At 57.0% G+C, this 22,769-nt stretch carries 18 protein-coding genes and 1 tRNA gene; 14 read left to right on the forward strand and 5 right to left on the reverse strand.

Annotated features, from left to right (window positions below; translation table 11 throughout):
- Positions 1-302 precede the first annotated feature (302 nt).
- The 7 genes from QRN85_RS07310 to QRN85_RS07340 all read left to right on the forward strand — a co-directional run bounded on the left by QRN85_RS07310 (position 303) and on the right by QRN85_RS07340 (position 8,586).
- Positions 303-2,099, forward strand: a complete 1,797-nt coding sequence (locus QRN85_RS07310) for an acyl-CoA dehydrogenase C-terminal domain-containing protein (protein ID WP_284757302.1) — start codon at positions 303-305, stop codon at positions 2,097-2,099.
- Between the two features lie 93 nt (positions 2,100-2,192).
- Entirely contained in the window at positions 2,193-3,401 is a 1,209-nt protein-coding gene (locus tag QRN85_RS07315; protein ID WP_062586406.1) for an acetyl-CoA C-acetyltransferase, read from the forward strand.
- Positions 3,402-3,415: 14 nt separating this feature from the next.
- Complete coding sequence (locus QRN85_RS07320) at positions 3,416-3,616, forward strand: hypothetical protein (RefSeq protein WP_284757303.1); 201 nt, start codon at positions 3,416-3,418, stop codon at positions 3,614-3,616.
- Positions 3,617-3,647: 31 nt separating this feature from the next.
- Complete coding sequence (locus tag QRN85_RS07325) at positions 3,648-5,864, forward strand: FAD-dependent oxidoreductase (protein WP_284757304.1); 2,217 nt, start codon at positions 3,648-3,650, stop codon at positions 5,862-5,864.
- Positions 5,865-6,064: 200 nt separating this feature from the next.
- The gene (locus QRN85_RS07330; RefSeq protein WP_284757305.1) at positions 6,065-6,460 is read left to right on the forward strand and encodes a hypothetical protein; all 396 of its coding nucleotides are present in this window, start codon (positions 6,065-6,067) and stop codon (positions 6,458-6,460) included.
- A gap of 264 nt (positions 6,461-6,724) precedes the next feature.
- A tRNA-Phe gene (locus tag QRN85_RS07335) sits at positions 6,725-6,800 on the forward strand.
- Positions 6,801-7,446: 646 nt separating this feature from the next.
- Entirely contained in the window at positions 7,447-8,586 is a 1,140-nt protein-coding gene (locus QRN85_RS07340; RefSeq protein ID WP_284757306.1) for a porin, read from the forward strand.
- A 440-nt stretch (positions 8,587-9,026) separates the two neighbouring features.
- Here the strand turns inward: QRN85_RS07340 and QRN85_RS07345 are convergent, their stop codons facing one another.
- From QRN85_RS07345 to flgF, 3 genes are read right to left on the reverse strand one after another with little or no spacing between them, the layout of a single operon-like run.
- Complete coding sequence (locus QRN85_RS07345) at positions 9,027-9,584, reverse strand: hypothetical protein (protein ID WP_062586415.1); 558 nt, start codon at positions 9,582-9,584, stop codon at positions 9,027-9,029.
- Between the two features lie 2 nt (positions 9,585-9,586).
- On the reverse strand, positions 9,587-10,981 hold the full coding sequence (fliI, locus tag QRN85_RS07350) for a flagellar protein export ATPase FliI (RefSeq protein ID WP_284757307.1): 1,395 nt from the start codon (positions 10,979-10,981) through the stop codon (positions 9,587-9,589).
- Between the two features lie 15 nt (positions 10,982-10,996).
- Positions 10,997-11,731, reverse strand: coding sequence for a flagellar basal-body rod protein FlgF (gene flgF / locus QRN85_RS07355; RefSeq protein ID WP_112964111.1), 735 nt, complete (start codon positions 11,729-11,731; stop codon positions 10,997-10,999).
- 249 nt (positions 11,732-11,980) lie between these two features.
- On the opposite strand from flgF, the gene motA reads away from it, so the two are divergent.
- The 6 genes from motA to QRN85_RS07385 all read left to right on the forward strand — a co-directional run bounded on the left by motA (position 11,981) and on the right by QRN85_RS07385 (position 17,156).
- Positions 11,981-12,853 carry a flagellar motor stator protein MotA gene (gene motA / locus QRN85_RS07360; RefSeq protein ID WP_062586421.1) on the forward strand — a complete coding sequence of 291 codons (873 nt, stop codon included), beginning with the start codon at positions 11,981-11,983 and terminating at the stop codon, positions 12,851-12,853.
- Complete coding sequence (locus QRN85_RS07365; RefSeq protein ID WP_082469648.1) at positions 12,850-13,809, forward strand: FliM/FliN family flagellar motor switch protein; 960 nt, start codon at positions 12,850-12,852, stop codon at positions 13,807-13,809. The genes motA and QRN85_RS07365 overlap by 4 nt, the downstream gene beginning before the upstream one ends.
- 66 nt (positions 13,810-13,875) lie before the next feature.
- On the forward strand, positions 13,876-14,418 hold the full coding sequence (fliN, locus tag QRN85_RS07370) for a flagellar motor switch protein FliN (RefSeq protein WP_062586423.1): 543 nt from the start codon (positions 13,876-13,878) through the stop codon (positions 14,416-14,418).
- A 27-nt stretch (positions 14,419-14,445) separates the two neighbouring features.
- Entirely contained in the window at positions 14,446-15,489 is a 1,044-nt protein-coding gene (fliG, locus tag QRN85_RS07375; RefSeq protein ID WP_062586424.1) for a flagellar motor switch protein FliG, read from the forward strand.
- Between the two features lie 123 nt (positions 15,490-15,612).
- Positions 15,613-16,695: a flagellar biosynthesis protein FlhB gene (gene flhB / locus QRN85_RS07380; protein ID WP_112964109.1), complete on the forward strand. Its 1,083-nt coding sequence runs from the start codon at positions 15,613-15,615 to the stop codon at positions 16,693-16,695.
- A gap of 5 nt (positions 16,696-16,700) precedes the next feature.
- On the forward strand, positions 16,701-17,156 hold the full coding sequence (locus QRN85_RS07385; RefSeq protein WP_284757308.1) for a BspJ family T4SS effector nucleomodulin: 456 nt from the start codon (positions 16,701-16,703) through the stop codon (positions 17,154-17,156).
- A gap of 119 nt (positions 17,157-17,275) precedes the next feature.
- On the opposite strand, the gene QRN85_RS07390 is transcribed toward QRN85_RS07385, so the two are convergent.
- Complete coding sequence (locus QRN85_RS07390) at positions 17,276-18,448, reverse strand: pyridoxal phosphate-dependent aminotransferase (protein WP_284757309.1); 1,173 nt, start codon at positions 18,446-18,448, stop codon at positions 17,276-17,278.
- Between the two features lie 111 nt (positions 18,449-18,559).
- Positions 18,560-18,988: a large conductance mechanosensitive channel protein MscL gene (gene mscL, locus QRN85_RS07395; RefSeq protein ID WP_062587183.1), complete on the reverse strand. Its 429-nt coding sequence runs from the start codon at positions 18,986-18,988 to the stop codon at positions 18,560-18,562.
- A gap of 210 nt (positions 18,989-19,198) precedes the next feature.
- Between mscL and QRN85_RS07400 the strand changes: the two genes are divergently transcribed.
- Positions 19,199-22,708, forward strand: a complete 3,510-nt coding sequence (locus QRN85_RS07400; RefSeq protein ID WP_284757310.1) for a hybrid sensor histidine kinase/response regulator — start codon at positions 19,199-19,201, stop codon at positions 22,706-22,708.
- The last annotated feature ends 61 nt before the right edge of the window (positions 22,709-22,769 follow it).

Genomic DNA, 22,769 nt, shown 5'->3' on the forward strand with positions numbered 1-22,769 from the left:
GTTCTTGCTATTTGTTTGGTGGAACACCCCATGTGCGAAGCAGTCCGTCCACTAGGAACATTTCGCCATATTTGGTAAACAATTGGTTAACCATGTTGCGGCTTATTTAACTTTTTCTTCATATATCGAGGAGCAGTCATCTTTCAGCCCTGAAAACCCTGGTCTTTCACGAGGTTTCTAAAGAATACGCTGCCTTCCATATTTATCGTGAAAGCTATTTGACGTTTACGCGCACGTCAAATATTGTAAGCCCCATGTTGGTGCCGGAGCAGTCCGGCGAACGGTGCGGAGGATCATCGGTAATGCCTGTTTACAAGGCCCCAGTTAAAGACACCCTTTTCATTCTCAATGATGTGCTCGGCATAGAGCGCTACAACAATCTTCCCGGTTTCGAAGATGCCACGGCCGATATGATCGAGGCGATCACTGGCGAGGCGGCCAAGCTTGCCGAAGAGCAACTTTTCCCGCTCAACCTGTCCGGCGACAGCCAAGGCTGCAAGCGCGCCGAAGATGGTTCGGTCTCTGTTCCCGATGGTTTCAAGCAGGCCTACGATGCCTATTGCGAAGGCGGCTGGACAGGCCTTGCCGTGCCGCCTGAATATGGCGGGCAGGGGCTCCCCTACACACTTCACGCTGCTATCGGCGAGTATATGTCATCGGCCAATCTTTCGCTGATGATGTATCCAGGCCTTACGCAGGGCGCGATTGCTGCCATTCTGGCGCATGGCTCCGAAGAGCAGAAGCAGACCTATCTGCCGAAGATGGTCGAGGGCACATGGTCCGGCACCATGAACCTGACAGAGCCGCATTGCGGCACCGATCTCGGTCTTCTGCGCACCAAGGCGGTGCCGCAGCCAGACGGCTCTTACAAGATTTCCGGCCAGAAGATTTTCATCTCTGCTGGCGAGCACTCCATGACCAGCAATATCATCCATCTGGTCCTCGCCCGCATTGAAGGCGCACCGGAGGGGACCAAGGGCATTTCGCTCTTCATCGTGCCGAAATTCCTCGTCAATGAGGACGGCTCGGTCGGTGCGCGCAACGGTGTGGTCTGCGGCGCGCTTGAGCACAAGATGGGCATTCACGGCAATGCAACCTGCGTCATGAACTATGATGATGCGACGGGCTATCTCATTGGCGCGGAAAACAAGGGCCTTTCGGCCATGTTCGTGATGATGAACGAGGCTCGCCTCGGCGTTGGCCTGCAGGGCCTGTCGGTTGGCGAAATCGCCTATCAGAACGCCGTCGAATATGCCCGTGAGCGCATTCAGGGCCGCTCTCTCTCCGGTGCGAAGGCGCCCGAGAAGAAGGCCGATCCGATCATCGTTCACCCCGATATCCGCCGCACGCTGATGACCATCAAGGCCTATAACGAGGCTAGCCGCGCGTTCCTTCTTTGGACCGCCCTCCAATCGGACATTGCCCATCGCGCGGCCGATGAAAAGGAACGCCAGACGGCGGATGACCTGCTCGGCCTCGTCACCCCCATTCTCAAGGGTGTGCTGACCGACAAGGGCTTCGACCATGCCGTGATGGCGCAGCAGGTGTTTGGCGGCCACGGCTATATCGAAGAACATGGCATGAGCCAGTATGTGCGCGATGCCCGCATCACCATGATCTATGAAGGTGCGAACGGCATCCAGGCGCTCGACCTCGTGGGCCGTAAGCTGGGCCTCAATGGTGGCCGTGCGGTCATGGCGCTGTTCAAGGAAATCGGTGATTTCTGTGAGGAAAACCGTGCCGATGAGAACCTGACGCTTTACACCAAGGGCCTCAAGAAGGGCCTGAACGATCTGCAGGCCGCGACCATGTGGTTCATGCAGCACGCCATGGCAAAGCCCGACAATGCCGGTGCCGGTTCTACCGACTACATGCACCTCTTTGGCCTCGTCGTTCTGGGTTACATGCAGGCGCGCATGGCAAAGGCTGCGCAGGCGGCACTGTCATCAGGCTCTTCCTCGGACGAGGACTATCTCAAGACCAAGCTGGTGACGGCAAAGTTCTTCATGGAGCGGATCCTGCCCGAGACGGCATTGCGCAAAACGCGCATCGAAGCCGGTGCCGACACAATGATGGAACTGGCTGCGGAAGCGTTTTGACGGTGGAGCTTGAAGCCCTCTCATTGAAATGAGGGGGCTTGCCTGCGCACCAGAAATTTCGAAGGCGCCCACGCGCCGACAGGGAGATGAGACATGACTGACGTTTACATTTACGACCACGTCCGCACGCCACGCGGGCGCGGCAAGAAGGATGGCTCTCTGCACGAAGTGCCTTCCGTTCGTCTGGCCGCAAAGACGCTGGAGGCGATCCGCGACCGCAACGGGCTTGATACCGCAACCGTCGATGACATCATTATGGGCTGCGTCGATCCGGTCATGGATGCCGGTGCCGTCATCGCCAAGGGCGCGGCCTTTGAGGCTGGATATTCGACCAAGGCGCCGGGAATGCAGATTTCGCGCTTCTGCGCATCGGGCCTGGACGCCATCAACTTCGCAGCTGGCAAGGTTGCCGCCGGTTCGGATGAAATCGTCATTGCGGGCGGCGTGGAAAGCATGTCGCGCGTTGGCATGGGCATGTCCGGTGGTGCCTGGTACATGGACCCTTCGGTTAGCTTCCCGGCCTATTTCATGCCGCAAGGTGTCTCCGCCGATCTGATCGCGACCAAGTACGGCTTCAGCCGTGACGATGTGGATGCCTATGCGGTGGAAAGCCAGAAGCGCGCGGCGCATGCCTGGGAAAACGGTTACTTCAAGAATTCCGTCATTCCCGTGAAGGACCAGAACGGCATCACCATTCTTGACCGTGACGAGCATATGCGCCCCGGCACCGACATGCAGGCGCTCGCCTCGCTCAACGCATCCTTCCAGATGCCGGGCGAAATGGGTGGCTTCGAGGCTGTCGGCATCATGGCGCACCCCGAAGTGGAGCGCATCAATTACGTTCATCACGCGGGCAATTCCTCAGGCATCGTCGATGGCGCGGCTGCCGTGCTGGTTGGTTCCAAGGCCGGTGGCGAGAGCATGGGCCTGAAGCCACGCGCCCGCATCCGCTCCTTTGCCAATATCGGCTCCGACCCGGCGCTGATGCTGACCGGTCCTGTGGATGTGACCGAAAAGCTTCTGGCCAAAACCGGCATGTCGATTGCCGATATCGACCTCTTTGAATTGAATGAAGCTTTTGCGGCCGTGGTTCTGCGTTATCTTCAGGCCTTCGACATCAGCCACGACAAGATGAACGTCAATGGCGGCGCGATTGCCATGGGCCACCCGCTGGGTGCCACCGGTGCGATGATCCTTGGCACGGTTCTGGACGAGCTGGAACGCCGCGATCTCAACACTGCACTGGTCACGCTTTGCATCGGTGCTGGCATGGGCACGGCAACGGTTATCGAGCGGGTTTGATTGGAGCGACGAGCATGGCGGCGCATTCGAACGAGACCAAGAGGCATTTCCAGACGAGGCAACTCGACAAGGATATGGCCGATGCTGCGCAAGTGGTAGGTCGCGTTACGCCCGCCGAAAGCCACGCACGGATGAAGGCAGAAAGACGAGGACTGATCATCGTTCTCGCTCTGCTTGTCGTTCTGCTTTGCTACCTGCTCGGCGTCTTCGGTTAGCACAAGAAATTCAGGGAAGAGGAATCCCAAGATGAGCACTTACACCAATTTCACCGTCGAGACCGACGCAGACGGCATTGCCCTTGTGACATGGGACATGCCGGAAAAATCCATGAACGTCTTTACGGCGGAAGTCATGGAAGAGCTGAACGCAATCGTTGACGCCACCGTTGCAGATGCGGCGGTCAAGGGCGTGGTCTTCACATCTGGCAAGAGCAGCTTTTCCGGCGGTGCGGACCTGTCGATGATCAAGTCCATGTTCTCCTTCTACAATGAAGAGAAGGAAAAGGACCCGGAACAGGCAGCGAAGAAGCTGTTCGATCTGGTCGGTAAGATGAATGGGCTTTTCCGCAAGATCGAAACCAATGGCAAGCCCTGGGTTTCCGCCATCAACGGCACCTGCATGGGTGGTGCGCTGGAACTGTCGCTGGCGTGCCATGGCCGTGTCGCGTCAAACGCAAAGAGCGTCAAGCTGGCGCTGCCGGAAGTCAAGGTTGGCATTTTCCCCGGCGCCGGTGGCACGCAGCGTGTTTCCCGCCTGACTGATGCGCAATCCGCCCTGCAGATGATGACGACTGGCCAGTCGCTGACTGCGAGCCGCGCCAAGGCCATGAACCTCGTGCATCAGGTGGTGGAGCCGGATCAGCTGATCCCCGCCGCCAAGCAGATGATCAAGGATGGACTGAAACCCGTCGCTCCCTGGGATGAAAAGGGCTTCAAGGCTCCAGGCGGCGGTATCTGGACGCCAGCCGCTGCCCAGCTCTGGCCTGCGGCCCCGGCCATCCTGCGTCGCGAAAGCGCTGGCAACTACCCGGCAGCACTCGCCATTCTGAAATGCGTTTATGAGGGCCTGCAATTGCCCTTCGACACGGCCCTTAAGGTGGAGCAGCGCTACTTCACGGAAATCCTTCGTTCGAAGGAAGCCTTCGGAATGATCCGCTCGCTGTTTATTTCCATGCAGGAACTGGGCAAGGGCGCACGCCGCCCCGCCGGACAGCCCAAGAGCGATCTGAAACATGTCGGCATTGTTGGTGCAGGCTTCATGGGTGCTTCCATCGCTTATGTCACTGCTGTTTCGGGTCTTGATGTGACCCTGATCGACCGTGATGACGAAGCCGCCGCCAAGGGCAAGGCCACCTGTGAAGGTCTGGTGAAAGACTCTGTCGGCAAGGGCCGCATGACGCAAGAAGAGGGAGCAGCCATTCTCGCCCGCATCACGCCAAGCTCCGACTATTCCTCCCTCAAGACAGCAAATCTCGTCATCGAAGCCGTGTTTGAAGACCGCGATGTGAAGAAGGGCGTTATCGAAGCCGTCGAAGCGGTTCTGCCGGAAGGCGCTATCTTCGCCTCCAACACGTCAACCCTGCCCATCACCGGGCTTGCACAGAACTCCAGGCGCCCGAGCGACTTCATCGGCATCCACTTCTTCTCACCGGTTGAAAAGATGATGCTGACGGAAGTCATTCTGGGCAAGGATACCGGCGACAAGGCGCTCGCCGTGGCGCTGGATTACGTTGCCAGAATCAAGAAGACGCCGATTGTCGTCAATGACACGCGCGGCTTCTTCGTCAACCGCTGCGTTCTGCGTTACATGGCCGAAAGCTATGACATGCTGATCGAGGGCGTGCCTCCGGCAATGATCGAGAATGCTGCGAAGTTCGCGGGGATGCCGGTCGGCCCGCTGGCGCTCAACGACGAGGTGGCGATTGATCTGTCCTACAAGATCCTGAAAGCCACCGTTGCCGATCTGGGCGACAAGGCCGTCGATGGCAGACATATGGAACTGGTCAAGAAGATGGTGGAAGGCGAGGGCCGCTTTGGTCGCAAGAACGCCAGGGGTTTCTACGACTATCCTGCCAAGCCCGCCAAGAAGTCCCTCTGGCCCGGCCTGAAGGACATGTATGCGCAGAAGAAGCCTGAAGATGTTGATATGGATGTGCTGAAACAGCGCTTCCTCGTTACCATCGCGCTGGAAGCGGCCCGCGCGGTTGAAGAGGGCATCGTCACTGATCCCCGCGAGGCCGATGTCGGCTCCATTCTCGGCTTCGGCTTTGCGCCTTACACCGGCGGGGCTCTCTCCTATATCGATGGCATGGGCGTGAAGGTCTTCGTTGAGCTGGCGGAAAAACTTGCAGAGTCCTATGGACCCCATTTCACGCCGACACCGCTCTTGAAGGACATGGCCGCAAAGGGCGAAACCTTCTACGGACGCTTTGATCCTTACGGGAATGCTGCCCAGGCAGCGTGAAGCCCTCGAGATCATCCAATCGACAGGCCCTGCGGGGCCTGTTTTCGTATCCTGTCCGCTAGAACTTCTGCTCCCGTGCCGACGCATTGAAGACCAGCGTCATTTTGCATCCTTTTTCCCGCTGCTGCGTTTGCAGGACAGTCACCGTCCGCACGCGATTGTCGCGTCGGGAATTGCTGTTTACCAATGAGGAAAATCGAATGAGGGCGCCAGTACGATCCCATGGTTTCGACAAGCCATCCGACCTTGAAGACGAGCTTTCCGAGCTTGACGAGACCTTGAGCAACGAGCCGAAACATCCGGCGCTGAGAGCAAGGACGCAGGACACGGCTCCTTCGTCAATCCAGCTGGAGCTTGACGATCTGCGCCAGCAAATCGAAGACATTCGCATCGACATCGAAAACCTCAAGGCTTCGAGATCGGCAAAGAGCCGCAAGAACAACAGCGCCGCCTCGGACGTCGCCAACTGGCTGCCGGTAGTACGTTCGGTCGCCATCACATCATTGGCGGGCCGCATATTCGCATCGTCACCCATCATGGCATTGCTTGTCGCAGGAGTTCCCTTCGCGCTTGGCCTGTCCGCAGGCTCTAGATAACCGCTGTGGCAGAGGGTAGGGCGTCAACCTGTCGCCACGCCCTCTGCCCCACCCATCGCATTTGAAATGCCGGCGCCGAATGCGACGATTGCAGGTCTGCGCTTCGCCTATCCACAGCGCCTTTCCAGCACTTCCAAAAAACTGTCAAAAAAGTTTGGTCTGGTGCTTGCCATGGCCGAACAAGATGTTATAACCCCGCTCACTTCCGGGGCAGCAAGCTTCTCCGGCGCTTGAAAAAGCGAAGGTTCTTCAAGAGCCTGTAGTGCCCGGATAGCTCAGTTGGTAGAGCAGCGGATTGAAAATCCGCGTGTCGGTGGTTCAAATCCGCCTCCGGGCACCATTTAAATTCCTCAGTCGTTGTTGGTGCTTTACTGGCTACAGAATTCTTTCTGTTGCTGCCGAGAGTACCAGTTCTATTGCTGCTGCAACGTCGAGGTAGGGTGACCTTGTTGTTGCCTTTTCGAACTCCGGCATGACGCTCAATGCGCCGATAAGAAACTTCCGCATCTCACACGGCACGTGACACTACTATCCCTTGTCGAGCTCCGGAGAATTTTCTGTCCATGCACAGCGTGGCTGCGGAAGCGCCTGTCGCTGTCATCGAAGCGCGAATATCTCGGTCGATCTGTGGCTTTCTGAGGTGGATGCGTTCCCACGGCTAAAGAGTGCCAGAAATCTTCGTGACATGGAGACCAGCGCCGATTCTCCTTATTTTTCCCGCATCGGACGGTGTCTTATTCCGGCTTCGCGGCTCATCCCCAACGCAAAAGTTACCAGTCTATTAACAGAAAACGCTCGCCGCGCACCTCCGGTAACGTGAGTTGTAACTAAAATACAACAGGTGGGTCGTTGCGTACTTTCAAATATGAGAAAATTCGACTCTACAAGGTTGCGAGGTCCGGCAACATTCTGTCTATTCGAAATCCGAAGCGGGGGGCATCTCTAAGATTGTTCCGCTTTGTAACGAAACATGACTGGAGGTCATTATGAACATCAAGAGCCTTTTGATCGGCTCCGCTGCCGCTCTCGCAGCAGTATCCGGCGCACAGGCCGCTGACGCTATCGTCGCTGCAGAGCCTGAGCCCCTCGAATACGTTCGCGTTTGCGACGCTTTCGGCACTGGCTTCTTCTACATCCCAGGCACCGAAACCTGCCTGAAGTTCGGCGGTTACGTTCGTTTCCAGACCGACATCAACCGCGGCACTGGCTTTGGCGTAAACACCAACGGCCGTACATCTGACTGGGATTCGTTCACACGCGCTCAGTTCGAAGTTGACACACGTACAGACACCGAACTCGGCGCTCTGCGTGGCTTCATCGGCTTCCGTGGCAACGCTGACGGCGGTTCTTCCTCTTCTTCTTCCGTATTCGTTGACCAGGCGTTCATCGAACTCGGCGGCCTGAAGGTCGGTAAGTTCTACAACTGGTGGGACGATGGTCTCTCTGGCGAAGCTGACGTTCTCTCCACGAACGCACTCTTCAACTCCGTTCGTTACACCTACGATGCAGGCTCTTTCTGGGCTGGCGTTTCGGTTGATGAACTGGAAGGCACGAACTCGCAGTTCGTATTCGATACAGGTGCTACTGTAACCAACGGAGCAGGCACGTTCGCCGTTCTGTCGCAGGAAGTTGACAACAATGTTGGCGTTTCTGCTGGCATGGGCACAAAGCTCGGCGGCGCAACGCTCGCTCTGATCGGTGGCTATGATGTCGACCAGGAAGAAGGCGCTGTTCGTCTGATCGCTACTGCAGACCTCGGTCCTGGCACACTTGGCCTTGCTGGTGTTTGGGCTTCTGGCGCAAACGCTTACTACGCAGAATCCGAGTGGGCTGTTGCTGCTGAATACGCAATCAAGGCAACCGACAAGCTGACCATCACTCCAGGTGCTCAGTACTTCGGTAACGTATCTGACCGTATTAACCTGGTTAACATCTCAACAGGTGCAGCAACTGGTCGTGCGATCCTTACGAACGATTTCACGAACAACGATGCTTGGCAGGCTGGCGTTACGCTTGACTACAAAATCACCGATGGCCTTTCCACAAAGGTTGCAGTTAACTACTACGACGTAGACGGTGGCGACGATCAGGTTAACGGTTTCGTTCGCCTTCAGCGTTCGTTCTAATCAAGTCTGACTTGATCTAGGAAATGGAAAACCCGGCATTGTGCCGGGTTTTCTAATTTAGTAAATATCAAAAAATTAGTAGACAAGTTTCTTTTTTAGCCCCAAGATATATGCGGTCAAATGGCGTGATCCACAGCGCTTAGCTTCGTCAGTTGACTCCAGTCAAGCCCCATCAACCACCCTTGGTTGATGGGGAGGACTCGTCTCTCAGGCTGATCGCTAACAAAGCGGATCGCTACAAACTCTCCAATAGTTCAATTTGCACTTTCCCAGATCCGCTAGGTCTTGGACTCCGGGGTATTTTTCACTGAGCATTGGCTGATAGCGGAGAGAACTGGTGTCGCGGTGGTGCGCACCGATATGGCTCATTGAAGCCTCTGGCGGCGTGTGTTCACGCAACAGCACTGCCAGCAAAATCCAGAACTGGTTTTATACGCAGTCTACTCGGCGTAAATCTCACCCGAGGACGTCACGATCTGCCATTTTCCATCGACATTGCTCATGGAAATCAACTTGCTTTCGTCGGGGAGGATCGAGCCGATCTGGACCAGGAACATTCCCGATTTGTCTTCAATGAGCGCACGCCCGTTTGAGACATGCAGCAGTTTGAACTTTGTTCCGCCGGGGAAGGGTTGCGATTTTCCTTCTCCAATGGTGTCCTGCTCGGCACCCGCAGTCGGGACGGTTGCTGTCGTCAGGGCGTCGAGGTTCATATCAGGCGTTTCGTCCTGACCTTCAGAAGTCATGCCTTCATCGACATGGGGAATGATGGCGGCAACACCGCCGCCCTCACGCTGGGGAACATGTTTAAGAGCTTCCCAGCCAGCGCCACTGATGCCGAATTTGTCGGGGTTGAAAAAAACGTACCACGGAAGTGCCGCTGCAGCACCCGCCATGATAATTAGGCTGGTGGTAAGAACCCGGTCGAAATCGCGGATCGAGCGTCTGCGCTGCGCATCGCGATCCATGCTACCCGGCTTTTTCGTGAGAAGATTCATTGTTAGGCTCCCCGTCGCTGCATGGGTGCTGGTTGGTTGTTGACCGGTGCGTTTCGAAGAGCGTTGGCGAGCTCCGCATAGGCATCGATCACCGTCGCATCACCGGGCGACTGCTTGAGAACATCGTAGACAAAGGGCACCTGCTTGACGGCCATGTCGAGTTCCGGGTCAACACCGGGTCTATATCCGCCGATGAGACGCAGATCCTTGGTTTCTTCGAAATTGTGAATTAACGATTTGAGGCGCGAGACAAGCTTCTGCTGATCGGGCGTCCATGCCTTGTGAGAAAGTCGGGAAATGGATGCCAGCGGATTGATCGGCGGATAACGGCCTTCGTCGGCCAGAGAGCGATCGAGAACGATGTGGCCGTCCAGAATACCGCGTGTCGAATCGGCGATCGGGTCGTTGTGATTGTCACCATCGACAAGAATGGAAATGATCGCCGTAATGGTGCCCGCGCCCTCGGCGCCTGGGCCTGCGCGCTCCAGAAGTCGCGGCAGTTCGGTAAAGACCGAGGCCGGATAACCACGGGCAATCGGCGGCTCGCCCGCTGCAATCGCGACTTCGCGAATGGCATGGGCAAAGCGGGTGATACTGTCTGCAATGAAAAGGACATTTTCGCCCTTGTCACGAAAATGCTCGGCAACGGTCATGGCAACCAGAGGCGCCATCTTGCGCAACATCGGGCTTTCATCGCTGGTGGCGACAATGGCGATGGATTTCTTCATGTTGTCACCGAGCGTATCCTCGATGAATTCGCGAACTTCGCGGCCTCGCTCCCCCACCAGCGCAATCACGACCTTGTCGAACGCATCGGCACGCGCGAGCATCGACAACAACGTGGATTTGCCGACGCCCGAACCTGCGAAAATACCCAGTCGCTGCCCCAGGCACAGGGGCGTGAAAATGTCGATTGCCTTTACGCCAGTCCGGAAGCCGACCGTGACGCGGCTGCGCGTCATCGAAGGTGGCGGCAAGGTCATGACCGAACGCTTGTGCGGCCCCTTCAGCAAAGGCCCCTTGTTGTCGATTGGCTTGCAAAGAGAGTTGATGGTCCGTCCGCACCAGCTGTCATCGGGCTCAACGCGGAATTCGCCTTCCCGCAAGACAACGTCGTTGACGCCAATGGGATCGCCCGGTTCGATGGGGCAGACATAGATCAGATCGGGCTCAACACGGACGACTTCACCGAGATGCAGCCCTGCCGAGCTTTTGTGCACGACGAATTCACCAAGCCGCACGTGTTCCGAAAGTCCGCTGACCGTGTAGTGACCAGCGGCAATGGTTCGCACGCGTCCGCCGCGCGACATCGGCATACCGGCCGCAGCCTGCGCTTCGATGATCTGCGCCAAGGATTCCAGCTTGGGGAAAATATTGGGTTGAACCTGGGTTTCCATGTGTGTCAAGCGCCGTTACTGCCCACCACCCAGCGTGCGCACTGCCTGTGAGAAAGAGTCCTCGGTGGATTTCATCATGGATGAAATGCCTTCGAAGGCCCGGTTCACCTGAATGAGCTGTGTCATCTGGTTGATGGCGTTGACGTTGGATTGCTCAACATAGCCCTGCATGACGCCGACAGAGGAATCGTTGACGACAGGCTGCGGCGCCTGGGAAAAGATAATGCCGCTGTTTTCATAGCGCACAAAACCCTTCGATGCGTCGGCGGTGAAGAGGCCAAGCTGGGCCACCGTCGTTCCGTTCTGGACAATGCGTCCATCGGACCCGACGGTCGGCTCTCCCGCTGCGGGATTGAGCTGGATCGGCGCACCACCCGCATCAAGAACCGGATAACCCTGGGTGGATACCAGCTCGCCTGTGACAGCCATGGAAAACCGGCCGTCGCGCGTCATGACCTGACCGGCAGGCGTATTGATGGCGAACCAGCCATCACCCTTGACTGCGAAATCGAACGAGTTGCCGGTCTGGATCATTTCGCCATTGCGGGTCGAAAGATAATCGTTGCCCTGCGTCACGAAGGCGATGTCGGCCTTCAGGTCGTTGCGCGTCTGGCTCATGACCTGGTCGAATTTGACCTCTGTTCCTCGGAAGCCGACAGTATTCATATTGGCAATATTGTCAGCGATGGTGGTGAGGCGACGTTCCAAGGCGATCTGGGAAGAAATCCCGACATAAATACCAGATTGCATGTTAGTCTCCTGCGCAGAACCTGAGGAAAAGGCGCAGTGACGACACGGCAGCCTAATATTGGCTGAAACTATGAGTGTTTGCTTGTGCGAAGCTTTTGACGGGGAGCGCCCACTTTAAAGCGGCCGATTGACAGGCCCGGTTGCGGGGGCTTCAGGACAAAGTCTGCAACATGGACGCGCAAGCCAGCCTCGCACAAGGCATGTCCCATATCCCTGACATGCGAAATTGGCATCAGACGCGAGCTTCAGATGAACATTATTATCGGACTAGTCATAACCTTTGGCTGTATTATCGGCGGTTACATGGCCATGGGCGGTCACCTGGACGTGCTGGTGCAGCCATTCGAGCTCGTCATCATCGGCGGCGCGGGCCTGGGCGGCTTTATCATGGCCAATCCCATGAAAGTGGTGAAGGACAGCGGCAAGGCTCTCGGCGAGGCGTTCAAATTCGCCGTGCCGAAGGAGCGTCACTATCTGGATGTGCTGGGCGTGCTCTACTCGCTGATGCGCGATCTTCGCACGAAATCGCGAAACGAAATCGAAGCTCACATCGACAATCCGGACGAATCCTCGATTTTCCAGCTTGCACCATCCGTTCTGAAGAACAAGGAACTGACCTCTTTCATCTGCGACTATGTTCGTCTCATCATCATCGGCAATGCGAGAAGCCATGAGATCGAAGCCCTGATGGACGAAGAAATCGAAACGATCCTGCATGACAAGATGAAGCCGTACCACGCCATCACGGCAATGGGTGACAGCTTCCCGGCAATCGGTATCGTTGCCGCCGTTCTCGGCGTTATCAAGGCCATGGGCAAGATCAACGAATCGCCCGCCGTCCTTGGTGGCCTGATCGGTGCTGCGCTCGTCGGTACCATGCTCGGGATCATCCTGTCCTACTCGATCTGTAATCCGCTTTCGGCACAGATCAAGATCGTTCGCACCAAGCAGCACCGCCTCTACATCATCGTCAAGCAGACGCTGTTGGCCTACATGAACGGCTCCGTTCCCCAGGTCGCGCTTGAGTACGGGCGCAAGACCATCTCCAACTACGAGCGCCCATCCATCGACGCTGTCGAGCAGGAGATGATGAACCCCGGTGGCGATCAGAAGGCGGCTTGATGATGGCGAATGCTGCACAGACAACTGCCTCGACGATGGATCCGGCCCTGCTCGCAAAGCTGACCGGCGGCCTTGGCGACAGCAAGCGGATAGCCAAGATCGGCACCGAGATAGGTCAGATCTACAGCAACTTCCTGCCTGATATCTTCCACAGCGAAACCGGCATCGCAATCGAGGTGGATTATATCGGTTGCCAATCCGGCCTGATGACGGATCTTATCCAGCAACTGGGCAAGGAATTTGCCGTTGCGGATTGCTCCTTGCGCAATTGGTGCCCCAATTTCATGCTGGGCACCGGCACGGCCTTCATCATGGCCTTGATGGAGCGCATGCTCGGTGCAGCGCCCGAGACCATCATGGAGCCGGAAGTTCGTGCACTCTCGCAAATCGAGCTCGATCTGGCCGCGTTGGTCATCGGGCGGGTTGGAGACGTGCTTCGCTCGGCTGTGAACGCGCCGGGTGGATTTGAAGCAACAGTGGAGCCGCCGTTCAACGGCAATGGCAAGAGCGCCTTCGAAGAAGCGATGGCCGCCCAGTTCGGGCTGATGATCCGTCTGAAGGTGGACATCGGTAAAGTTTCGTCCGAGTTCGCGCTGGTCATTCCACAACGTGCGCTCCTGAAGACCAATATCGTCGCGCCGAAACCATCTGCTCAGGCGTTGAAGAAGCAGGAAGAATGGGTGGAGATGATCTCCGAGCAGGTCAAGCGGTCCCAGGTGACACTGGAAGCGAGAATAAGGCTGCAAAGCCTGACCCTCAAGACCATTGCGCGTCTCGTCGAAGGCGACGTCATCCCGTTCAGGGATGCCAAGCAGGATGATATCTGCGTCGAAGTCAGCGCCAACGGCGCCAATATGTATAACTGCGAGTTTGGACGGGCCGGAGACAGATACACGGTCCGGGTCAAGAATAACGTCAGCACGGACGACGAAATTCTTCGACATTTGATGGGTTAAAACTTGAGCATGCCTTTTGCGAGGTATGGGCAGCTTGACGCAAGTTTCAAAGGGAATAATTAGCGCATGGCTACGAAAAAGACACCAAAAACCGACGATGATTTGCTGCCTTCGCTCGATGATACAGGCGATCTGGATCAGGCGATCGGCGATCTGCGCGGCGTGCTGAAGACTGATTCGGAAGGATCGCTCGGGGATTTTGGCGATTTCGGTGACTTCGGTTCGGACAGCGCCGAGCCTGTCGTCAACGATCTGGCCTCTTTCGGCGACGGAATGGACAGCTTCGGCGCGTCGGACTTCGGTTCCTCCGCCGCACCTTTGGCCGCTTCGCCATCGCCTTTGGGGAGTGGACTGTCGGATAATCTTGATCTGATCATGGATATTCCGATCGATGTTCAGATCGTTCTCGGTACCAGCCGTATGCTCGTATCGGGATTGATGGGATTGGAAGAAGGTGCGACAATCGCTCTTGAGCGCAGGATTGGCGAGCCGGTGGAAATCATGGTGAATGGTCGTTGCATTGCGCGCGGCGAAATCACCGTTCTGGAAGACGACGATACGCGTTTCGGCGTAAAGCTGATCGAAGTGATGAGTACCAAGAAAGCCTAATCCCTGTGGGGACGGAGAGGAAAGACCATGATGGACTTTGAGGATTTCGGTAACCCTGTGATGGGGAAACCGTTGTCTCAGGCTGATAAGGCCGCCGCCGTGCTGCTGGCGATGGGAAAAGGCGTGGCCGGAAAACTCCTCAAGTTTTTCACGCAGGCCGAGCTGCAGACCATCATCAATTCGGCTCAGACGCTTCGGGTCATCCCGCCTGACGAGCTGGCGCAGATCGTGGCCGAGTTCGAGGATCTCTTCACCGAAGGCACTGGCCTCATGGACAATGCCAAGGCGATCGAAAGCATTCTGGAAGAGGGTCTGACGCCCGAGGAAGTTGACGGCCTTCTGGGGCGTCGCACCGCTTTCCAGGCCTACGAAACCTCGATCTGGGATCAGTTGCAGGAAGCGGACCCGCAGTTCATCGGCAAGTTCCTGATGCGCGAGCACCCGCAGACCATCGCCTATATCCTCTCCATGCTTCCTTCGTCCTTCGGTGCCAAGGTGCTGCTGACCATTCCCGACGAGCAGCGCGCCGACATCATGAACCGTACCGTCAACATGAAGGAAGTTAGCCCCGCCGCGACGCAGATCATCGAAAAGCGTGTGATGGCCCTGATCACGGAAATGGAAGCAGAGCGCAACGCAGCCGGCTCCGCAAAGGTCGCCGACCTCATGAACGAACTCGAAAAGCCGCAGGTCGATACCCTGCTCAGCTCTCTCGAAACGCTCAGCAAGGAATCGGCAAACAAGGTCAAGCCGAAGATCTTCCTCTTCGAAGACCTTCTGTATATGCCACAGCGCAGCCGCGTATCCCTGCTCAACGATGTCTCGGCCGACATTCTCACCATGGCGCTTCGTGGCGCCACGGGAGAGATCAAGGAATGTGTGCTGTCCAGCATCAGTCCACGCCAGCGCCGCATGATCGAGTCGGATCTTGCAGTGCCGATGGCCTCGCTCAACACACGCGAAGTTGCAATCGCCCGTCGCGCTGTCGCACAGGAAGCCATCCGTCTGGCCAATTCTGGCCAGATCGTTCTCAAGGAAGCGCAAACGCCAGACTCTTCCGCAGCGGCCTGACGCCGCCCCGGATAGAATCTGTGGGGCCGGGCTACAACCGCTTGCGGGAGACCGGCACCACCTATACCCTTACCATCAACGGCCTGCCGGTTCCGGCGGGCCTTTTTGTTCAGGGGACGTGTCTTGTCAGACGGCGAAGACAAAGAGAGTAAAACAGAAGAACCAACAGAGAAAAAACTTCGCGACGCGGAAGAGAAGGGTAACGTCCCGTCTTCCCCCGAAGCCTCTCTCTTTGCGTCGACGCTTGCTTTCTATGTCTATCTCGTCTTCTTTGCGCCGGATGGAATAAAGCGGCTGGGCGAAACGCTGGAAGACATCATCGAGCGGCCTGAACAATGGCGGCTGAACACCGCAGCAGACATGGTGTCCCTCGGGCTCCATCTCGCCAAGGAGATGGGCGCTCTCCTGCTGCCGGCAGGCGTCATGTTCATGGTCTTCGGTCTGGGGCAATCCTTCGCGCAAAATCTGCCGCAATTCGTTCTCGACCGGATCACGCCACAGGCCTCACGAATCTCTCCGGTTCAAGGGTTCAAACGCATCTATAGCGTCAACGGCCTGGTCAACTTTGCCAAGTCTCTTTTCAAGGTCGTGGTGGTTTCGATCATCATGGTGATGGTGCTGAAGAACGACTACTACCGGCTTCTCGATTCGTTGGTGACCGACCCCCACAGCATGATGGCGACGGGTTTCGAAATCCTGAAGAAAATGGTGATCGTCGTTCTGTTTTCGACCGGACTTCTGGCCGTCGCCGACTACTTCTGGGCCAACCATCGCTGGTACACCGAACAGAGGATGACGAAGCAGGAAGTCAAGGACGAGCACAAGCAATCGCAGGGCGACCCTGTGGTAAAGGCTCGCCAGCGCTCCATCGCGCGAGATCGCGCGCGGCGCAGAATGATGGACGGCGTGCCACGCGCAACGCTGGTCATCACCAACCCAACGCACTATGCCGTTGCCCTGCGCTACGTGAAAGAAGAAAGCGACGCGCCCATCGTCGTTGCCAAGGGGCAGGACCTGATCGCCCTGAGGATCAGGGAGATCGCGACAGAAAACGGCATACCTATTTTTGAAGACCCGCCGCTCGCCCGCTCCATGTTTGCGCAAGTCTCGGTGGATAGTGTCATCCCGTCAGTATTTTATAAGGCTGTGGCGGAACTCATTCACAAGGTTTACGCCGCGCGCCAAAACAAAAGACGGGTAAACTGATCAATATGAAAAAATGCTCATATTCGGCTGAAAGAGAAGAAATATTGGCTCGCGCAATCAGCCCTGTGGCTGCCGAGCTCCGACTGATCGATGCGGGAGATCTGATTTCTCTCCTGAAGTTCGAATATTACAGCAGCCTGGCCGACCTGGTCGATTCGGCGGCCGAACTCTATTTCCATCCCGGAACGGTCTTTTTCGGGATTGGCGGAGACTACAAGCTCGACTGGGATACCTATCCCTGCATTACGCTCGATCTTGAGATCAAGCCCAAGGGCGTGACCATTTATGCGCAGCTGATGCTGGAAAAGGATCGCGCAGGGGTCAATATCAACTACATAAACTTCCAGAACCCGTCGAGCGATCCCAACGAAAATACCGCGTTCCTGGCCGATAGCCTGCGCCACGCGACCTTTTATCGTTCCGCTGCACCCGCTGCACCCGCTGCCAGCGTCAGCCACTGAAAATTCGAGACATGCGCCAACCAGCTGCACGTGTGATGCGGCTGGATGAGCATTGTCGTGTCGATTTCTGAAAATGAAACCGCCCCGACAGCTGCACGGCTGCCGGGGTGGTTCCGTTCTCAGGCGCGTTTGCCAGTGATGTAGTTAGACAGTCTCTGCGCTGCATCCTCGATCTGCGCCGGGTTTCGCAAGAAGCACGCCCGCAGGAACAGTTCTCCGCCCGGACCAAAGGCAGTGCCGGGTGCGAGCCCCACACCGACCTTGTCGACAATGTCGAATGCGGCCAGGCGGCTGTCCGTGACACCATCGATCTTGAGGAAGGCGTAAAGAGCGCCATCGGGCTTGAGCGTTTCGACGCGGTTCGTGGCAATCAATGCGTCGCAGAGGATGTCACGCGACCGCGTTGCGCGGGCGATGTTCTCGCGGATGAAGTCATCGCCATGGTCAAGTGCGGCAACAGCACCACGCTGCATGAACTGGGCTACTCCGGATGTGGAATATTGGATGAGGTTTTCAATCACCTGACCCATTTCCGGTGGCGCGACCAGCCAGCCCACTCTCCAGCCGGTCATCGACCAGTTTTTCGAAAAGGAATTGGCAAAGATGATCCGGTCGCCATCTTCCATGATATCCAGAAAGGACGGGGCGCGATGCCCACCGTAGTGGTAGAGGGCGTAAATCTCGTCGGCGATGATCCAGAGGCCATGTCGGCGTGCCAGCGCCAGAATGTCCCGCAGATCTTGCTGCGTGGCGGTCCAGCCGGTGGGGTTGGATGGCGTATTGATGAATAATGCCCTGGTCTTCGGCGTGACAGCCTGTTCGAGCTTTGCGACATCGATAGTCCATCTGCCGTTGATGAAATCGATGCCAACCGGGACCGCCTGCGCGCCGGCAACACCGATAGCCGACACGATATTCGGCCACGTCGGGGTAAGATAGATGACGTCATCGCCTGGCGAGGTCAGTGCCTGCACGGCAAGCACGATGGCCTGCATTCCCGATCCCGTGACGTAAAAATGCTCCGCCGAAAGTTCGGCGGAGAAATGACGCCGGTAATATCGGCTCAGCGCTTCTCTTAATTCCGGAATGCCGCGTTGCCAAGTGTAGAAGGTCTCCCCGGCAACAAGTGCGTCTGCCGCAGCCTGTGCGATGAAGGCGGGCGTTGGAAGGTCACCTTCGCCCACCCAGAGCGGCAGCAGGTTTTCCCTGTCATGTGCGTATTTCTTGACTTCGACAATTCCGCTTTCAGGTGCTGCCAGCGCGCGGGCACTCAGATTATCCAGTACAGACATGAAAAAGGCACTCCATTTCGAGTGCCTTCCATATCGCATCTGAGAGACGCGGTGCATGATATTGTGTGAAGAAACCACCTAATTCGCTGATGGATCACCCACCCGATACAATCAGCGGGTCTTCAGCAGATCTCGAATTTCGGTAAGCAACCGTACATCTTCCGGTGGAGGCGCAGGGGCCTTCTTTTCTTCCACCTTCTGGCGCTCGACCGATGACCGCAGCTTGTTTACGCCCTTGACCATGAGGAAGATGATCCAGGCGAGAATGAGGAAGTTGATGACGACGGTCAGGAAGTTTCCATAGGCAAAGACAGCACCCTGTTCGCGCGCAGCAGCAAGCGATGTTGCCGTCACCTTCGACGACAATGGCAGGAAATAATTGGCGAAGTCGAACCCGCCGAAGACTGCGCCGACGATTGGCATGATAAGATCGTTGACGACGGAATCGACAATCTTGCTGAAGGCTGCACCAATGATGACGCCGACGGCCAGATCCATGACATTGCCGCGGGCAATAAACGTTTTAAATTCGTTGAGCATTTCGAAGTCCCTCTTGCAAACCCTCTCCTTGCCGACGTCTGGCGTGCGGCAGACAAACAATAACATTCAATTTTCGAATGTGCAGATATATGGCGAAAGAACCCGGTTGGTTCCATGATCATTAAACTTAATGACGAGACCCGGCCAATTCTCATTTCCCCATAATTGTCCTATGCTTGCACAAGAGGACAGGGGGGAGAGAACAGAAAAGTGCTTCCTGGGTGGGTCATATTCGGTTCGGCATTTGCCTATATCCTGCTGCTGTTTGCAGTAGCGAGTTATGGTGACCGCAAAAGCCGCCAGAAGCCTGTGTCCAGCAAGGGCAGGCCCATCGTCTACGCGCTTAGCCTCGCAATCTATTGCACCTCCTGGACCTATTTCGGCGGCGTCGGGCTGGCCTCGGAACGCGGCATCGAGTTTCTGGGAATCTATACCGGTCCGATCCTTGCGTTTACGCTTGGAATGCCGATCCTGCGGCGGATCGTGGAGCTGGCCAAGGCCGAGAAGCTGACGTCGATTGCCGATTTTATTGCGGCAAGATACGGCAAGAATCCCACGGTCGCCACGCTCGTCTCGATCATCGCGCTGGTGGGTGCTATCCCTTACATCGCGCTCCAGCTAAAAGCGGTTTCCAATTCGGTTGCGGCCATGGTCGATCCCAGCGACTACGGCATTGGCAGCGGCAACCTCTATTTTCTCGATCTGCCCCTGCTGGTTACCGTGGTCATGGCAGGCTTTGCCGTCATTTTCGGCACCCGCCATACCGACGCGACCGAACATCAGGACGGTCTCATTCTGGCGATCTCCATGGAGTCGGTCGTCAAGCTGCTGGCGATCTGCACCGTAGGTGTCTACGTCGTCTTCTTTCTTTTCGATGGGCCATCGCAACTGTGGCGGCTTGCTTCCGAAAACGAGCAGGTCGTTAAGGCGATGTCCTACCAGACGCCGATCAGCCGCTGGATCGTGCTGACGCTGCTGTCTGCCTTTGCAATCATTCTCCTGCCGCGCCAGTTTCATGTGACCGTCGTGGAAAACCGGACGCCCAACGAGCTTCGCATGGCGGGCTTCCTCTTCCCGCTTTACCTCATCGCCATCAACATCTTCGTTCTGCCGATTGCGATTGCGGGGCTGCTGATGCTTGGCGGCAGTGGCAATGCCGATCTCTACGTTCTGCAATTGCCGCTCGCCAAAGAGATGCCGCTTGTTTCGCTCATCGCCTTCATCGGGGGCTTTTCTGCTGCAACCGCGATGGTCATCGTTGCCTCCGTCGCCCTGTCGATCATGGTGTCGAACGACATCGTCATGCCGATTTTCCTGCGCCAGAAGCTGCTGAACCGGTCATCCCACCGTGATGATTTCGCCAAGACGCTGCTCAATATTCGGCGCACCGCCATTTTTGCTGTCCTGTTGCTGGGTTATGCCTATTACAGGGCCGCCGACAGCACCTCGGGGCTGGCATCCATCGGGCTTCTCGCATTTGCCGCCATTGCACAGATGGCACCCTCTCTTCTGGGCGGGCTGGTATGGCGGCGGGCGAATGCCCGTGGCGCAATCGCCGGGCTGAGTTCCGGCTTTTTCGTCTGGGGCTATCTGCTTTTTCTGCCGAGCCTCGGCGGGCCGGACAATTCCCATATAGCGGCCACCATCCTGAGTTTCCTGCTGCCCGGCACGACGGTTTTCAGCAATCCCGGTGCCGACCCGCTGGTGAATGCGGTAACGCTCAGTCTGCTGGTCAATTGCCTTGCGTTTTTGCTGGGCTCGCTGTCGCGCAATCCACGGCCGGTCGAGCGGATACAGTCCGGCATTTTCGTGAAGCGCCATTCCAAATCGCAATTTGCGACCCGTGGCTGGAAAACCCGGATCAGCGTTGGAGACCTGAAGACCGCGATTGCACGCTATCTGGGCGAGGAACGGATGCTGCGCTCGCTGGCCACCTACGAAAAAACCGCCGGGCGTAAACTGGAAGACGAACAGCCCGCCGACATGGCTCTGATCCACTTTTCGGAGCAATTGCTGGGCAGCGCCATCGGATCGTCCTCCGCGCGGCTGGTGCTGTCGCTGATCCTGCAGAAGGTTGAAGATACGAGCGCCGATACGGTCTGGCTGCTGGATCAGGCAAGTGAAGCGTTGCAGTATAATCAGGATATGCTGCAGACGGCGCTGGCCCAGATGGATCAGGGCATTGCCGTGTTCGACAGTTCGCAACATCTGACCATATGGAACCGCCGTTTCCGCACGCTGCTGGATCTTCCCGAGCAATATGGCAGGGTAGGCCTCCCGCTGGTCGAAATCGTCGCCATGCTGGAAGAGCGCGGCGATATCGCAGCCGGTGAGCAGCGCAACACCATCGATCTCTTTCTGACCATGGACATGCCGTTTTCGCTGGTGCTGGCAGGTGGTGCCCGCATCATCGAAGTGCGCTCCAACGCCATGCCCGACAAGGGCATCGTTGCGACCTTTACGGATATTACCCAGAGAGTGGCCAGCGATCAGGCACTCAAGCAGGCCAATGAAACGCTGGAGCAGCGTGTGGAGGAGCGCACGGGACAGCTGACACGGGTCAATCATGAGCTTGCGGAGGCTCGTGCTGCCGCTGAAGAGGCCAATATCGGCAAGACCCGCTTTTTCGCTGCGGCAGGCCACGATATTCTTCAGCCGCTCAATGCGGCGAGACTCTATTCCTCGGCGCTGGTGGAGCGGATGGGCGATTCGGACAATGGTTCGCTTGTCCAGAATATCGACTCGGCTCTGGAATCCGTGGAAACCATTCTGGGTGCCGTGCTGGATATTTCACGGCTGGATACGGGCTCCATGAAGCCACGCATGGCGTCTGTTTCCCTCAACGATCTTCTCAAACGTGTCGAGACCGATTTCGCGCCGATGGCGCGGGAGAGGAACATAAAACTCGTCGTCATGCCGACATCGATGACGGTGAAGTCCGATATCAATCTGCTGCGTCGTCTCGTTCAGAACCTCGTGTCCAACGCCATCAAATACACGATTTCAGGCAAGGTCGTCGTCGGTGTGCGCCGAAAGGGCAAGGAAGCCGTCATTCAGGTTTCCGATTCGGGAATTGGGATTCCCTCTTCCAAATTCCGGACGATTTTCAAGGAATTCGCTCGGCTTGAAGAGGGCGCGAAAACCGCCGCCGGACTGGGGCTGGGGCTTTCCATCGTTGACCGGCTGTCGCGTATTCTGCATCACCCGGTGCACCTGTCATCCATTGAGGGGAGGGGCACGACGTTCAGGGTTCACATGCCGCGTGAGGTTGCCAACGCACGCGCCATCAAGACTGCTGAGCGACAGCCGCCGCAAGCGGTCGGTCAGCGGATGCAGGGCTTCCGCGTTCTGTGCATCGACAACGAACCGAAAATCCTCGAAGGCATGGCGCTGCTTCTGTCCGGATGGGGCTGTGATGTCCTTCAGGCGGGGTCTTCAGGCGCAATCGACGAGATGCTGACAACATGGACAGTGTCGCCCGATATGATCATTGCCGACTATCATCTCGACGATTCCGACGGTGTCGACGTCATCGTCTCGCTCAGACGGTTTTATCAGCGGGATATTCCCGCACTTCTGATTACCGCCGACCGCACGTTAGAGGTTCGGGCACAGGCGGAAAAGGAAGGGATTACCGTGCAGCACAAGCCCGTGCGGCCAGCAGCGCTGCGCGCCTATATCAACCAGGTTTACAGCGTCGTACGGGCCGCTGCCGAATAGGCACGGAGAGCACAAGCAGGCCGAAGAAGCGCAGAAGGGGCCGCCTGCATGGTGTCAGGCG

Source organism: Agrobacterium sp. fls2-241-TYG-188a (assembly GCF_030209845.1).